Source organism: Caproicibacterium argilliputei (genome assembly GCF_029211325.2).
GTDB lineage: Bacteria > Bacillota > Clostridia > Oscillospirales > Acutalibacteraceae > Caproicibacterium > Caproicibacterium argilliputei.
Genome location: NZ_CP135996.1, coordinates 391,439 through 405,337, shown reverse-complemented (window position 1 = coordinate 405,337; position 13,899 = coordinate 391,439). Strand labels below are relative to the sequence as shown.

At 54.7% G+C, this 13,899-nt stretch carries 12 protein-coding genes; 6 read left to right on the top strand and 6 right to left on the bottom strand.

Annotated elements, in window-relative coordinates; all coding sequences use genetic code 11:
* Positions 1–75 precede the first annotated feature (75 nt).
* The 4 genes from PXC00_RS01940 (at position 76) to PXC00_RS01925 (ending at position 4,844) form a co-directional block, all read left to right on the top strand.
* Positions 76–1,773, top strand: coding sequence for a phospho-sugar mutase (locus tag PXC00_RS01940; protein ID WP_407654323.1), 1,698 nt, complete (start codon positions 76–78; stop codon positions 1,771–1,773).
* Positions 1,774–1,775: 2 nt separating this feature from the next.
* A complete protein-coding gene (locus PXC00_RS01935) occupies positions 1,776–2,759 on the top strand; it encodes a type I phosphomannose isomerase catalytic subunit (RefSeq protein ID WP_275844484.1) in 984 nt (327 codons plus the stop codon).
* Position 2,760: 1 nt separating this feature from the next.
* The gene (locus tag PXC00_RS01930; protein WP_275844485.1) at positions 2,761–3,717 is read left to right on the top strand and encodes an ROK family protein; all 957 of its coding nucleotides are present in this window, start codon (positions 2,761–2,763) and stop codon (positions 3,715–3,717) included.
* Positions 3,718–3,920: 203 nt separating this feature from the next.
* Positions 3,921–4,844 (top strand): GGDEF domain-containing protein, encoded by a 924-nt coding sequence (locus tag PXC00_RS01925; protein WP_316935047.1) that lies wholly within the window; start codon positions 3,921–3,923, stop codon positions 4,842–4,844.
* 94 nt (positions 4,845–4,938) lie between these two features.
* On the opposite strand, the gene PXC00_RS01920 is transcribed toward PXC00_RS01925, so the two are convergent.
* Positions 4,939–6,288 (bottom strand): GH1 family beta-glucosidase, encoded by a 1,350-nt coding sequence (locus tag PXC00_RS01920; RefSeq protein ID WP_275844487.1) that lies wholly within the window; start codon positions 6,286–6,288, stop codon positions 4,939–4,941.
* A 252-nt stretch (positions 6,289–6,540) separates the two neighbouring features.
* Between PXC00_RS01920 and PXC00_RS01915 the strand changes: the two genes are divergently transcribed.
* The gene (locus PXC00_RS01915; protein ID WP_275844488.1) at positions 6,541–7,398 is read left to right on the top strand and encodes a LacI family DNA-binding transcriptional regulator; all 858 of its coding nucleotides are present in this window, start codon (positions 6,541–6,543) and stop codon (positions 7,396–7,398) included.
* 40 nt (positions 7,399–7,438) lie between these two features.
* Here the strand turns inward: PXC00_RS01915 and PXC00_RS01910 are convergent, their stop codons facing one another.
* Together PXC00_RS01910 and PXC00_RS01905 are read right to left on the bottom strand one after the other, a co-directional pair.
* Positions 7,439–8,557 (bottom strand): GGDEF domain-containing protein, encoded by a 1,119-nt coding sequence (locus PXC00_RS01910; RefSeq protein WP_275844489.1) that lies wholly within the window; start codon positions 8,555–8,557, stop codon positions 7,439–7,441.
* Between the two features lie 54 nt (positions 8,558–8,611).
* Complete coding sequence (locus PXC00_RS01905) at positions 8,612–9,808, bottom strand: hypothetical protein (protein WP_275844490.1); 1,197 nt, start codon at positions 9,806–9,808, stop codon at positions 8,612–8,614.
* Between the two features lie 325 nt (positions 9,809–10,133).
* Here PXC00_RS01905 and PXC00_RS01900 point away from each other — a divergent pair, with 325 nt between their 5' ends.
* Positions 10,134–10,529: a hypothetical protein gene (locus PXC00_RS01900; protein ID WP_275844491.1), complete on the top strand. Its 396-nt coding sequence runs from the start codon at positions 10,134–10,136 to the stop codon at positions 10,527–10,529.
* Positions 10,530–10,608: 79 nt separating this feature from the next.
* Here PXC00_RS01900 and PXC00_RS01895 read toward each other — a convergent pair whose 3' ends face one another.
* From PXC00_RS01895 to udk, 3 genes are all read right to left on the bottom strand, one after another.
* Complete coding sequence (locus tag PXC00_RS01895) at positions 10,609–12,450, bottom strand: methyl-accepting chemotaxis protein (RefSeq protein WP_275844492.1); 1,842 nt, start codon at positions 12,448–12,450, stop codon at positions 10,609–10,611.
* Between the two features lie 18 nt (positions 12,451–12,468).
* A complete protein-coding gene (locus PXC00_RS01890) occupies positions 12,469–12,978 on the bottom strand; it encodes a chemotaxis protein CheW (RefSeq protein WP_275844493.1) in 510 nt (169 codons plus the stop codon).
* 248 nt (positions 12,979–13,226) lie between these two features.
* Entirely contained in the window at positions 13,227–13,883 is a 657-nt protein-coding gene (gene udk, locus PXC00_RS01885; RefSeq protein WP_275844494.1) for a uridine kinase, read from the bottom strand.
* Between the last annotated feature and the right edge of the window lie 16 nt (positions 13,884–13,899).

Genomic DNA, 13,899 nt, shown 5'->3' with positions numbered 1-13,899 from the left:
AAGATTGTCTGATTGACACCGTAACTTTATTTGGATACGATAATTAAGTAAATAATAACGAAACAAAATGGAGGAATCGGTTTGCATACAGAAGCACTTTACGCACAGTGGCTGCGCTGCGCTGACGAAGACCCAGACCTGACCGCGGAGCTGCGCGCGGTGAAAGACCGGCCCGAAGAAATTGCCGACCGTTTTTATCGGGAGCTGGCTTTCGGCACCGGCGGCCTGCGCGGCGTGATCGGTGCGGGCACCAACCGCATGAACCTGTACACCGTCCGCCGCGCAACCCGCGGCATTGCCCGCTGGCTTTCCGACCGGCCGAACCCCAGCGCGGCGATTTCTTACGACAGCCGCATCAAATCCCGCCGCTTTGCGGAGGAAACCGCCCGCACCTTTGCCGCCTGTGGCATCACCGCTTACCTGTACCCACAGCTGATGCCCACACCCGCGCTTTCCTACGCGGTGCGGGCGCTGCACTGCAGCGTTGGCGTTATGATTACCGCAAGCCACAATCCGGCAAAGTACAACGGCTACAAAGTTTACGGCCCGGACGGCTGCCAGATTACCACCCGTGCCGCAGAGGAAATCACCACCTGCATTGACGCCGCCGGATACTTTGACCCGCTGCCAAACGTGCCCGGCGGCAGCGTGCAGAAAATTCCGGCGGCGGTCGCAGAAGCCTTTTACTGCGCCGTGCTGGCGCAGCGCCTGGAAAAAGCCGCGCCAGCCCAGCTGAAAATTGTCTATACACCGCTCAACGGCACAGGACTCGTTCCGGTCACCACCGTTCTTCGCCGTGCGGGTTTCACGGATATCACCGTGGTGCCAAGCCAGGAAAAACCGGACGGCAGCTTTCCCACCTGCCCTTTCCCGAACCCCGAAATACCGGAGGCACTGGCAGAAGGATTGACGCTGTGCCGGAAAATCGGTGCGGAGCTGCTGCTGGCCACCGACCCGGACTGCGACCGCATGGGTATCGCCGTAAAAACCGGAAAGGACTACAAACTGCTCAGCGGCAACGAAGTCGGCGTGCTGCTGCTGGACTACGTCTGCCGCCGCAGGCAGGCGCTCGGCACCATGCCCGAAAAGCCGGTTGCGGTCAAAACCATTGTCACAACGGAAATGGCGGCGAAAGTGGCCGCACATTACAGTGTGGAACTGCGCAATGTGCTGACCGGCTTTAAATTCATCGGCGAACAGATTGGTCTGCTCGAAAAGGCCGGTGAGACCGACCGCTACATTTTCGGTTTTGAGGAAAGCTACGGCTACCTTTCCGGCAGTCACGTCCGCGATAAAGACGCGGTCAACGCCTGCCTGCTGCTGTGCGACATGGCCGCCGCTTATCATGCGCAGGGGCTTTCCCTATACGATGCCATGCAGGCGCTGTACCGACAGTATGGCTGCTACCGGAACCGCCTGGATTCCTTTGCGTTCGAGGGGGAATCCGGCTTTTACCTAATGCAGGGCTTTATGACCTCTCTGCGAAAAAATCCGCCGCAGACGCTGTGCGGTCACCGCGTGGCGCAAGTGCGGGACTACCTGCACGCGCCGGGCAAACCGGCGCAGTTCCCCTCGCTGCCGAGCAGCGACGTCCTGCAGTACCTTCTGGACGACGACACCTGTCTAACCGTGCGCCCTTCCGGCACCGAACCAAAACTGAAGGTCTACTGTGCGGCAGTCGCCAAAACGGAGCAAAAAGCCGCGGATGCCTGTGACACCTACAGCCACGCGGTTTCACAGAAAATCAAAGAATTTACGGAAAGCGGGAAATAACCATGGCTATCATCAAACTGACACCGGCGTGCAAGTCCTACCTCTGGGGTGGGCAGCGCTTAAAACAGGATTTCCACAAAACCTTTAACGGCGATGTGCTCGCTGAAACATGGGAGCTTTCGTGCCATCCGGATGGCCCCAGCACCGTTGCCGCAGGGCCGTTTGCAGGAAAAACACTGGCAGCCTACTTACAGCTCAATCCCGCCGCCGCAGGCACCAACTGTGCCCGCTTTCAGGACTTTCCGGTGCTTATCAAGCTGATTGACGCACACAAGGATCTGTCAATTCAAGTGCATCCGGACAATACCTACGCACTGCAGAACGAGCGCCAGTTCGGCAAAACGGAAATGTGGTATATTGTGGACTGCGAGCCAGGCGCCTTTCTGTACCACGGCTTTAAAAGCGCCATTTCCAAAGAGGAATTCCGCGCCCGCATTGCAAACGGCACCCTCACCGAAGTACTGAACGCCGCGCCGGTGCATCCCGGCGATACCTTCTTTATCGAATCCGGCACCATCCACGCCATCTGTCAGGGCATTGTCATCGCGGAGATTCAGCAGAATTCCAATGTCACCTACCGCGTATTTGACTACAACCGTGTCGGCACAGACGGCAAACCGCGCCAGCTGCACGTGCAGAAAGCGCTGGATGTGACACGCACGGAGCCGGCACGCACGGATTACAACTTTGGCGGTCATCTGGGCTGCTGTGATTCCTTTGTAACGGATGTCCTGCAGCTGACCGGCGGCGAAACTGCCGGTCAGACGGACGGCTCCACTTTTCACTCCCTGCTCGCGGTCAAGGGCAGCGGCAGCGTCACCTGCGGCAATGAAACAGTTCCGTTCGTACAGGGCGAAAGCCTGTTTTTGCCCGCGGACAGCGGCAGCTACCGGATCAGCGGCACCGGCACGCTGCTTCGCACAACCGTGCCGCCGGAAAACACCTGCCTGCCCACGGGCGGCGTGACAGGAAAAGGAGTATTTTAATATGGAAACCACCCTTCTGCGTTTCGGCATCGACATTGGCGGCACCGGTATCAAAGCCGGTGTGGTAGACCATGAAAATCACATTCTTGGGCAGGCGTATGTGCCCACGGGCGCACAGCGCGCATGGCAGCAGGTGATACCAGATATTGCCAAAACCGCACAGGAAGCCCTGCAGAGCGCCGGTCTGTGCAGGGATGCCGTCGGCTCCGCCGGTGTCGGCTGTCCCGGTACGATTGACGCCAAAACCGGCACCGTCGTTTACTCCAACAACCTCAACTGGAAAGACGTTCCGCTTGCACAGGCGCTTCGCCGCCTGCTGGACGTGCCGGTGCGCATCAGCAACGATGCCAACTGCGCCGCGCTCGGCGAAGTCTGCGCCGGTGCTGCAAAGGGACTGCAAAACGTTTTCATGCTGACGCTCGGCACCGGCGTGGGCAGCGGCATCATCTTAAACGGAAAAATTTTTGAGGGCGGCGGCCCCGGCGGGGCGGAGTTCGGTCATACACTGCTGGTAGAAAACGGCGAACGCTGCACCTGTGGCAGGCGCGGCTGTCTGGAAAGCTACGCCTCCGCCACCGCGCTGATTCGGCAGGCGCGGCGTGCCGCCGAGGCGCAGCCGGATTCCTTGCTCTGCACCCTCTGCGAAGGCGACCTTTCCCGCATGAACGGGCGCATCCCGTTTCAGGCGGCGCGGCAGGGCGACCCCGCCGCACTGCAGGTGGTGCAAACCTACACCGCACATCTGGCAGCCGGCATCACCAATGCGGTAAACATCTTCCGCCCGCAGGCGGTTCTGCTGTCCGGCGGCATCAGTAAGGAGGGCACTTACCTGACTGACCCACTCACCGAGCGGGTGAAGCAGGAAGTCTTTGGCGGCGCAGCGTCCTTTCTGCCGGAAATCCGCACTGCGCAGCTCGGCAACAACGCCGGTCTGCTTGGCGCCGCAAATCTGTTTTAATGGCTCTGCACCGGCAAAGCGCCGGCTCTTTGGCTGCGGAAAAACCGCAGCCATTTTTAACGCTTTTCTCAAAATTTCTCGCAGAATGGTTGTATCCGCAAAACACAAATGTTATAATGACAAAAGAAGATCTTTTACAAAAATTCGACTGTTTTTATCTTTGTTTCCTACAATCTGTTCGCTTCAGACTGAAGGAGGAAAAAATGATGAACAAGCATTTTCACCTGTCTGTGAAAAACATGAGAGTCATGCTTTCCTGTCTGCAAAATCTCTTTGACCTGGTGCGTTTGGTTGATCCGGTGAGCACTTCTTTGCTCATTTTAGACGATGACCGTCACTTTCACCGTGAGCCATACACCTGCTTCCGCATCTGGGACAAACCGTATCGCTGCAGCAACTGCATCAGCATGGATGCCTGCCTACATAATACCGAAAAAATGAAATACGAGTTTGTGGGGAAGGACGTGCTGTGCATGACCTCCCGCCCGATTTATCTGGACATGGAAACCCAGTCTGTGAAAGTCGCGCTGGAGTTGGTTTGCTGTGTGTCTGACGCTTCCTTTCTGCACAAGCCGGACGGCGGGAAAAGCATGGCAGAGCTTCTGGATGAAACCAGCCGGCAGCTGTATCGGGATGAGCTGACCGGCGCTTATAACCGGCGGTATTTCAATGAGTTCCGCTTCCTGCACAAAGGGCAGAACCGGCTGTCCTCTCAGTTGGCGCTGCTGCTGTTGGATGTTCACAAATTCAAAGCCATCAACGATACGCTGGGGCATTTGTTTGGTGACCGTGTGCTGCAGCAGGTGGCAGATACCCTGCAAAGCAAAATCCGCCGGGAAGATTCGCTGATCCGTTTGGGCGGCGATGAATTTGTTATTATCCTGACCGGATGCGCAGAAGCAGAGGTTCTGCCAAAAATTGTGGAGTTGCAGGCTGCTGTCAGTCGGATTGCTTTTCCAGAAAGCGACGGTCTGCAGGTGACCATTGACTGTGGGTATGCATACACGGTTCACTTTCAAGCCAGCCAGTCTTTCCTTGCTTCCATGGTGGAAACAGCTGATAAATGGATGTACAAAAATAAAAAGGAAGCTATTCAATATATCACCCCCCCCCCCGCATCCATATAATTCCATTTTCTTTTCCTTTCCATATAAAAACAGCCGCTTTCCTAAGCGGCTGTTTTTATACCCATGCGCATCTTTTGACGCGCCCATCTTCTTTTTAAAGCGTTTTCCCGTTTTCCGAAATCACGCGCTGGTATGCGTAAAAACTGTCTTTCGGCGTGCGCTTTTGTGTGGCAAAATCTACATAAATCAAGCCAAAGCGCTCCCCATAGCCGCGCGTCCACTCAAAGTTATCCATCAGGCTCCAGTGAAAATAACCACGCACATCCGTGCCTTCTTCTATACCACGGCGCAGCTCCCGCAGATAGCGCTGTAGGAAATCCACACGGTTCGGGTCGTGCACCTGCCCGTCCAGAGAAACCGCATCGTGGCAGGACATTCCGTTTTCGGTAATCACAATCGGCGTGCGGTACCGTTCATACAAAAACTTCGGCTCCCAGTACAGGCTCTGCGGTGTCACCGGCCAGTCAAACGCGGTGCGCGCATACCCAACCGGACGCGGCACGCAGACATACCCGCCGTTTCCGTCTGCCCGCACCGGTGCGGAATTATAAATATTCTGCCCGTAAAAATCCAGCGGCTGCGAAATCAGCTGCAGATCCTGCTTGCCGATCTGCGGCATATCCTGCCCGAACATTCTAACGCCTGCTTCCGGATACTGCCCCAGCAGCACCGGGTCGCTCCACCAGCTGATGGAAAACGTCCACCGCTCCGGCACGTCAAACGTGGCCTTACGAGCCGCCTCCACATCTTCCGGCGCGTCTGTTGCCGGATAAAAACTGGAACCGGTCGGCGCATACCCCACCTGCACGCCGGGAATCACATCCCGCAGCACCTGCACCGCGCGGCCGTGCGCCAGCAGCACATGGTGTGCCATCTGCAGGCAGTCCTTCCGGCTGCAGTGCAGGCCGGGGGCGTGCTCGCCATTTTCATAGCCAAGACCAATGAAGCACTGCGGCTCATTCAAGGTGAAAAAGTGCTTGATTTTTCCGCCTAGCCGCTGTGCCACCACGCGTGTGTATGCCGCAAACCACGCCGGGCTTTCCGGGTTGAGCCAGCCGCCGCGCTGGTGCAGCGCGTAGGGGTAATCCCAATGGTACAGCGTAGCATACGGCGTAATGCCGTTCTGCAGCAGTTCATCCGCCAGCTCCTCATAAAAGCGAATGCCCGCCTCATTGACGCTGCCGGTACCGTTGGGCAGAATCCGCGGCCAGCTGATGGAAAAGCGATAGGCCCGAATGCCCAGCTGCTTCATCAGCTGCACATCCTCCCGAAAGCGGTGATAGTGGTCGCAGGCGGTGTCGGCTGTGTGCCCCTCAAAAATATGGCCGGACTGATGGCAGAACGCATCCCAGATGGACAGACCGCGCCCGCCCTCGTTCCATGCACCCTCCACCTGATAGGCCGCGGTAGCCGCGCCCCAAATGAATTCTTTTGGAAATCCCATAGTAAAAATACCTCCCGTTTCTGCAGCGCTGTTCCGAATACGCTGTTCGCTATGATTGTAGCGAAACCCGAAAAAAGATGCAAGACAAACTGTAAAAAAGATAAAGTTTTTTCTGCTTCTGTACGCGCCGGTGGCGGCTGTGCGCCAAAGCAGCGACTCCCATCCGGTTTCCCACAAGTTTTCAGGACAGCATGGTTTTTTTGTGTTATACTGGTTGTGCCATTTATTATCAATCGTAAGAGAGGACTCCACATGGGAACCACAACCAAAGAACTGGAAGAAACACAAACAAAGGACAGCGCCGTTCTGCACATCGGCGCTGTCCTTCCAAACCTGCGCAGCAACTTTCTCTCCCGCCTGATGAACGCTCTGATTCTGCAGGCGGAGCAGAACCGCTGCCGTGTGCAGATTGCCCTGCACGACAAAGATCCACAGCAGGAGTACCGGCTGATTCGCCGCATGGCCGCCGAACGCCCCGATGCCCTGCTGCTCTGCCCCATCAATCAAGGTGCCCGTTTCGAACAGTTTCTGAAGCGGCTTGCCATACCCACAGCCGCTGTCGGAAATTACATTTCGCCGGACTTTCCGTTCATCTCCTCCGACGAAAAGCAGGCGGCAGTCGATGCGGTGGCGCTTCTGGCTGCCAAAGGCTACCGCAAGCTTGTTTTTGTCTGCCCGCAGCTCGCGGTGCGCGCGCACGAAAACATTCATACGCACGAACAGCGCACCTACGGTTTCATTGAAGCCACACACAAGCAAAATCTGGAAGCCATCATCGTCGGCACGGCGGATTTTCTGACAGAGTTGGACATGGTACTGCAGAATGGCGGGCCACGCACCGCCATTCTTGCCTCCGGCGACACCTGCGCCCTGCAGGTCATGCAGCATCTGCAAAAAAAAGGGCTGCGCGTTCCGGCAGACATCGGTGTGATGGGATTTGGAAATATTGATGCGCTGCAGTATATTCACCCCTCGCTCGCCACGGTATCCCGCGACTTGGAGGCGGCGGGCCGCGCTTCCGCCGACGTTTTGCAGGCATTGATGGAAAACCGCCCCGCAGCGGCGGAAACTCTGCTGCCCTGCCATGTGATAGACGGCGGAACCCTTTAAAAAAAAGCAGGCGCGGAAAAGCTTTCCGCAGCCTGCTTTTTTATTCATCGGCGCGCCAAGTGGAAATTTGATTGCGTCCCCTGTCTTTGGCTAAGTACAGCGCATGATCCGCACAATCCACCTGCTTCACCCAGCCGTTCTCCGTCTGCGGAATGCGCGTGCAAAGACCGATGCTGACCGTTACAATACCGCCTACCGTTTGAATGTCTTCGTGGCGCACAGCGTGCAGCAGTTCCTCCGCATATGCCCGCGCCGCCTTATCGTTTGTGTTGGGCAGCACCGAAAGGAATTCCTCGCCGCCAAAGCGCGCCAGAAACGCATCGTTTCGGGCAGCCACCGCTTTCAAAGCGCGCGACACCCGTTGCAGGCACTCATCCCCCGCCAAATGCCCGTACCGGTCATTGTACAATTTAAAAAAGTCAATGTCCAGCATTAGAATGCCGCAGACAGACTGGCGCTGCATACACTGCGCATAGATTTCCGCAATGTAAACATCAAATCCGCGCCGATTGAACAGTCCGGTCAGTTCGTCGTGCTCACTGACATACTGCAGGCCGTACTGCGTGCGGTACTCCCGAATCCGCAAGTCTTGAATTAAAAAAGAAGCCATACATCCAAATACACACGCGGTCAAAGATGCCGGCATATCGTAGCACCAAACTGTTGAATCTTTGATAAGCCAGACAGCCAGCAAAAAGGCGCCTTCTGTCAGCAGCATCTGCAGGTTTAAAAGAGCGTGCGGCAGGAAAAAAAGAATTTCTAACAGCAGATAACTCAATGGAAACAGCGTTGCAGGACGGCCGGGAAACGGCTGCACCCCCACAAATATATTAAAGGACATCGTCAGCGCAACAAATAGATAGCAGCCCGCCTGCACCTTTTGAAAGGTCGGTGGTTGTGCACGCCGTGCATACAAAAATAAGGTTATGCACAGAAACAGTATCATATACCCTGCGTAACCTGCCAGCAAAGCCGTCTGCTTCTGCGCCGCCTGCGCAAACCAAATGCCAACCGGCAGAATAAAAACAGTCACTGCCACGCTCAGGCGCACCAGCTGCCGCCAATTTTCCTGCCGGATCCGTTCCTGCGTACGCATATGCGTCAGGCAAAACCGGCTGTTTTCTTTAAAATTTTTCTGAATCCGAAAAATAATCGTCATTCCGATGCCCCTCCAGACGCTGTGCCGCGCGCTCGTGCGCTCTTCGCACGCGTTTTAAGCCGATGTTGATTTCCGCGGCGTGGGGGCTGCCGTTTTGTCCACCAAGCTGTAAGACGGCATTTGCAGTCCCTGCTGCGCCTTTCCCCGAAGCTCCGCCGCCAGCGCACGCACCGCAAAAATCAACGCTTGCGGCGCCGCTTCGGACTGCTGATTCCAAATTTTTCGATCTATGCGAAACGCCCCATCTTCCGCAAAAACACCTACCTGCTGCAGTGCGGGCGCAACCGTGGAAAGCGCCAGCAGACGGTTTCTCTGCTGCAGAACGCCGCTGCCCACACCGGCATAGCTTTCCAAATACTGTAGCACTCGCGCATATGCCGCAGACAAAGCTGCCACTTCCTGTGCCAGCGCCTCGCTGTCACCGCCCACACGAATGCGTGCAGTTCCCGGTGACTGCAGTGTCACCGCCACGCGATAATCATCCAAGTTGATTTCATTGGCATCTGTGACGGCTTCCCTGCCGTTCACACGGTACACCGCGTCCTGCGCGGGCAGTGCTGCCGTATTGAAACCGGCGTACTCTGCAAACGTTCCTGTCAAAACAAATTCGGCTGCAGTGCCTGTTTCTTCTGCCTGTACCTGCAGTGCGGCACTGTCTTCGCTGCGCAGGACTTTTGCTGTCACGCCCATCTGTGCGCCATTGATTGCTTCGGCTGCTGCCGAAAGAAGCACCGCATTGGTTGGCGCTTCCGCAAAGTCGTGCATCTCCAGAGAAAGCCCACCGGACCGTGTCAAAAGCTGCAGCGAACCTTTGTCAAACAGCTGATTCGCTGCAGCTGCCCGCCAATGGCGGGAAAGATTGGTCTGCTTCTGCGCAAGCTGCAGCACAGTCACCTCATATGCAGCCGGTGAAGCCGTCCGCCAACGAGTCACCGCCTTTGCCACCTGCGGTGCGGAGGATGTGATCGAAAAATCCACCCCACTTTTCTCTAAAGCACGACCGGCCGCCGCCTGCAGCAAATGCATCTCTCGGGTGTACCCCAACAGGAATGCATGGGTTTCCGCATCAATGCCGGCGCCGCTGGGCGGCAAGTCTGCGGCAGCCGTTGCCTGCCGTTTATCTGTTTTCGGACGCGGACGCTTCGCAAAAGGGCGTCTGCCGCCGCCCTCGCCAAAACCTGAAAAGCGCCGGTATGGCCCCACGGCATTCCCAAATTCCCCCACGGATGAAATTCCGCTAGCTCCAAGCATTTTTCTCTTCCCCTTTGTGAAAAACCTCTTGACTGCTCCTCATTTAGCAGTTATATTCCTTTAATATTTCATTTTCCTGTGTTACAGAAAGTTTCAATGTGCTTTAAAAAGATTCTAACTTTCCAATCATCATTATCGCTTTTCTGAAAGAAAAATGCAACTGAATCCGGGAAAAATGCAGTCTAAACTCAGCCCCAATCTTCTCTCAAATTTTGTTGACAATCCTGGGCGTTCCCGTCGATTTTCAGTATAGCAGTCACACCACAAAAATTATCCTGCAAATAACTTTGCACGACTCACCGCACCAATCGTGAAAGGAGCCCCCATGCCACACACCATTCTTTATGAAACCACGTTTGGTTCCATAAAAATTTGCAGAACGACGCCCTATCCCTGCACGCAGCCACCGGAAATCCAGTATGACGCAACGGGAGCCGCCCAAAAAATCGTGACGGCGTCCACCCAAGTGAAAGTTTCCGCTGACGGAACGCAAACCGTATTTGCTCCCTCGCTGTATCAAAACTGCATGAGGCCGGAGGAAATCACGATTCTGCCGCTGACTCTGGAATTCCTGCCAAGCGGGCTTCTGCGCCTTTCCACGCGATATTCCCACGCCGAGGTGAGCATCGCTGCAGCAGACATCCAGACAGCGGATTGGCAGGCGGTCTTTCATCCGTCTGACTGCATACACTGCACAAACTGCGGCCGCTGTGGCTGGTGACAAGCCAAAACGCACAGCAAAGGCTCCCCTGCAAAAACGATACTGTCCTTGCAGGGGAGCCTAACTTCAATCTTTTTGTTTAATACTTGTCGTGTGCAAAGGAAGGTGTTTCTTCCTCAAATCCGGCTTCGTAAGCAGAATCATCTGTCTGCGTTTCTACCGACCGCGCCGGTGTCTGGTCTACAACAGACGGTACTTCCGCAGCCGTATCAGCCGCTTCCGTATGGTCTTCGGCAAGTTCTCGCAGCTTAAACTGCGAAACCAGATTCTTCAGCATCTGTGCCTGCTCGGAAAGTTCCTGGCTGGCGGCAGCGGATTCTTCTGAAGTTGCCGTATTGGTCTGAATGACATTGGAAATTTGTTCTACACCCTGTGTCACCTGCTCGATGGCCACCGACTGCTCCTTGGAGGCATCCGCAATGCTGCCGATTCCGTTTGTAATGCTCTTGGTTCCTGCCACAACTTCTGTCAAAGACTTTGCCGTTTCATCGGCAATCTGAGAGCCGTGCTTCACCGCCTTTAAAGAAGCCTGAATCAAGTCCGCAGTACTCTTAGAAGCTTCTGCCGACTTGCTGGCAAGGCTGCGCACCTCGCCCGCAACTACGGCAAAACCCTTGCCGGCGTCACCGGCATGGGCAGCTTCGACAGCAGCGTTCAGCGCCAGAATATTGGTCTGAAACGCGATGTCCTCGATGGTCTTGATGATCTCTCCGATTTTTGCGGAACTTTGGCGGATATCGCCCATTGCGGCAATCATTTCTTGCATCTGACGGTTGCTCTCCAGCAGCTGCCCGCTCACCTCGTGCACCTTAGAACTGGCAATATTGGCGCTGTCCGCATTGCCCTTAACGTGCTCGGAAATCTCGTTAATCGTTGCGGCAAGCTCCTCCACAGAGGAAGCCTGCTCGGTTGTCCCCTGAGAAAGTGCCTGCGAGCCGGAGGACACCTGATCGGCACCACCCGCAACCTGGTCTGCCGCAAGGTTAATCTGGCTCAGCGTATCATTCAAGGACACCGCTAAGTGGTCTAATGCTTCCTTGACTGCCGCAAATCTGCCGCGGTATTCGTAGGTCAGATGGAAGTCCAGATTGCCGTCTGCAATTTCGTTGAGCACTTGGGTGATTTCCTGAATATAGTTTCCATAGTTTTTGAGCTGCGCCGTCGTGTTGTTCAGGTTTGCCGCCAATGAACCCAGCTCGTTTTTCGCCTGATAATCAACAGAAACATCCAGCTCACCCTGTGCAACGCGGCGGGCGGTCTCGTCCATCTTCTTAACCGGACGTGTAATGCTTTCAATGATGTACACTTCCATCAGGAAGGAAAACAGCGCCATTACAATATCCAGCACAATTAGCGCCGAGCGGGCGCCCTCATAAACATATGTAGAGTTGGCGCTTGCATTGGAAATCTGCTGTTTGTAATCCTTCACCAGAGAGTCGCAGCGATCCTGTATGGTTTTATACTGGTTGTAGGAATTTCCCACCATGACCGACTGTGCCGAATCGCCATGATTCGAATTACTCTGGGAAATGACCTGTTCGTGTACCTCCAGGTAAGCATTCCAACCGTCTTCAATGGCAATGGTCAGCTGCTTTTCCGTCTGTGTTTCTGCTTCTTTCTTGCAGGTTTTCACATACTGATCCACCTGGGCTTTTTGGGTATTCATAATCTGTTCTGTTTCCTGCTTTGCCTGCGGCAGGTTGGAACTGACGTGCTTGTACTCATAGAGCCGATATTCCTTAATGTGATTGTTCAGGTCTTCGACATCAACAATTGCATTTACCCATTTGTCGGAAATCTCTTTGGTTTTTGCATTCATATTATTCATGGTTAGGAATGAAAATACATTGACAACCACAAAAGCCAGAAACATGATGGCACAAAGGATTGAAAGCTTTGCTTTTACCGTTAAATTCTTCATTTGACAAGCTTCTTTCCACTACTGTGCATCTTGAATCAAAGCGTCAAATTCATCTTCTCCCAGAATCTTTGCCGTATTGATTGTCAGCACCAGTTTGTCGCCCTTGTGTGCCACACCGGTCAGATACTGGTTGACGGTGTCGCTGTTCAGCTTCGGCGGCGGGGAAATCTGGTCGTCCGAAATGTCGGTGACCTCCTCAACCTCGTCCACAATGAAACCAAAATAAATATCGTGCACATTGGCCACAATAATGCAGGTGCGGTCATTGTACTCTGCTTCGGGCTTGCCCAAACGCAACCGCACATCAATCAGCGGCACAATGGCGCCGCGCAGATTGATAATGCCCTTGGCATAGTACGGGTACTCCGGAATCTGCGTAATCTCCTGCATACCGACAATCTGCACCACATCGGTAATCGGCACGCCGAAAAGCTGACCGTCTGTCCAGAAGGTCAGGTACTTCCCCTTCATCTCGTCGTTGTCGGCCTGCACCGCAACATTGACTGTTTCAAAATTCTCGTTTTCCATCACTCAGTACGCGCTCCTTTTTGCTGCTCTGCAGAAACCGCGGCTGCAGATTTTTATAGCCCTGCAAAAGGCAGGTCGGTTTGAATGCTTTATTATAGATATAGAAAAAATCAGGCAGCGAATATATAACTGTTATGATTATACACCAACAGTATAAAAAAGTCCACAGATGGAACGAAAAAGCAGCATATCTTTTTTACTTTTCCAAAAGCACTTTCTGCTTTGCACAATTGTCGGCAAAAAGCCGCCTACCGTCTGCCGCAGACGCAGGCGCCGGCGGAGGCACTGCGGTGCAGCAGCGCATCAATCCGGTCAATCAGCATCCGCAGCGCCACCTGGTTCTGCCCGCCCTCCGGCACAATGATATCCGCGTGCTTTTTGCTTGGCTCCACAAACTGCTCGTGCATGGGTTTGACCGTGCGCATATACTGGCTGATGACCGAATCCAGGCTGCGCCCGCGCTCCTTGACATCGCGCATCAGGCGGCGAATCAGGCGGATGTCGGCATCGGTATCTACAAACACTTTCATATCCATCAGACTGAGCAGTTCCTGATTTTCAAACAGCAGGATGCCCTCCAAAATCACCAGCGGTCTCGGCTCCACGTGCACGGTTTCCGGCAGGCGCGTATGCTCCACAAAGGAGTACTGCGGCCGGTCAATCGGCTCGAAGCGGCGCAGCTTCTGCACGTCACGAATCATTCGTTCGGTTTCAAAAGCATTGGGATGGTCATAGTTAAGCTTCTGCCGCTCCGCCAGCGGCAGCTCATCATGCGGCAGATAATAGTAGTCGTGGGAAAGAATGAGCGCCTCATCCGCAAAGGCACTCAGCAAATTGTTTGCCAAGGTTGTTTTTCCGGAGCCGGTACCGCCCGCCACACCGAGAATATAAGGGGTCTGTTGCATACTTCTCCTCCTGCAG

What these genes read in the sequence shown, in the direction of transcription:
- PXC00_RS01935 (WP_275844484.1), top strand. Translation starts at nt 1,776, where the DNA reads ATGGCTATCATCAAACTGACACCGGCGTGCAAGTCCTACCTCTGGGGT.
- PXC00_RS01930 (WP_275844485.1), top strand. Translation starts at nt 2,761, where the DNA reads ATGGAAACCACCCTTCTGCGTTTCGGCATCGACATTGGCGGCACCGGT.
- PXC00_RS01925 (WP_316935047.1), top strand. Translation starts at nt 3,921, where the DNA reads ATGATGAACAAGCATTTTCACCTGTCTGTGAAAAACATGAGAGTCATG.
- PXC00_RS01920 (WP_275844487.1), bottom strand. Translation starts at nt 6,288, where the DNA reads ATGGGATTTCCAAAAGAATTCATTTGGGGCGCGGCTACCGCGGCCTAT.
- PXC00_RS01915 (WP_275844488.1), top strand. Translation starts at nt 6,541, where the DNA reads ATGGGAACCACAACCAAAGAACTGGAAGAAACACAAACAAAGGACAGC.
- PXC00_RS01910 (WP_275844489.1), bottom strand. Translation starts at nt 8,557, where the DNA reads ATGACGATTATTTTTCGGATTCAGAAAAATTTTAAAGAAAACAGCCGG.
- PXC00_RS01905 (WP_275844490.1), bottom strand. Translation starts at nt 9,808, where the DNA reads ATGCTTGGAGCTAGCGGAATTTCATCCGTGGGGGAATTTGGGAATGCC.
- PXC00_RS01900 (WP_275844491.1), top strand. Translation starts at nt 10,134, where the DNA reads ATGCCACACACCATTCTTTATGAAACCACGTTTGGTTCCATAAAAATT.
- PXC00_RS01895 (WP_275844492.1), bottom strand. Translation starts at nt 12,450, where the DNA reads ATGAAGAATTTAACGGTAAAAGCAAAGCTTTCAATCCTTTGTGCCATC.
- PXC00_RS01890 (WP_275844493.1), bottom strand. Translation starts at nt 12,978, where the DNA reads ATGGAAAACGAGAATTTTGAAACAGTCAATGTTGCGGTGCAGGCCGAC.
- udk (WP_275844494.1), bottom strand. Translation starts at nt 13,883, where the DNA reads ATGCAACAGACCCCTTATATTCTCGGTGTGGCGGGCGGTACCGGCTCC.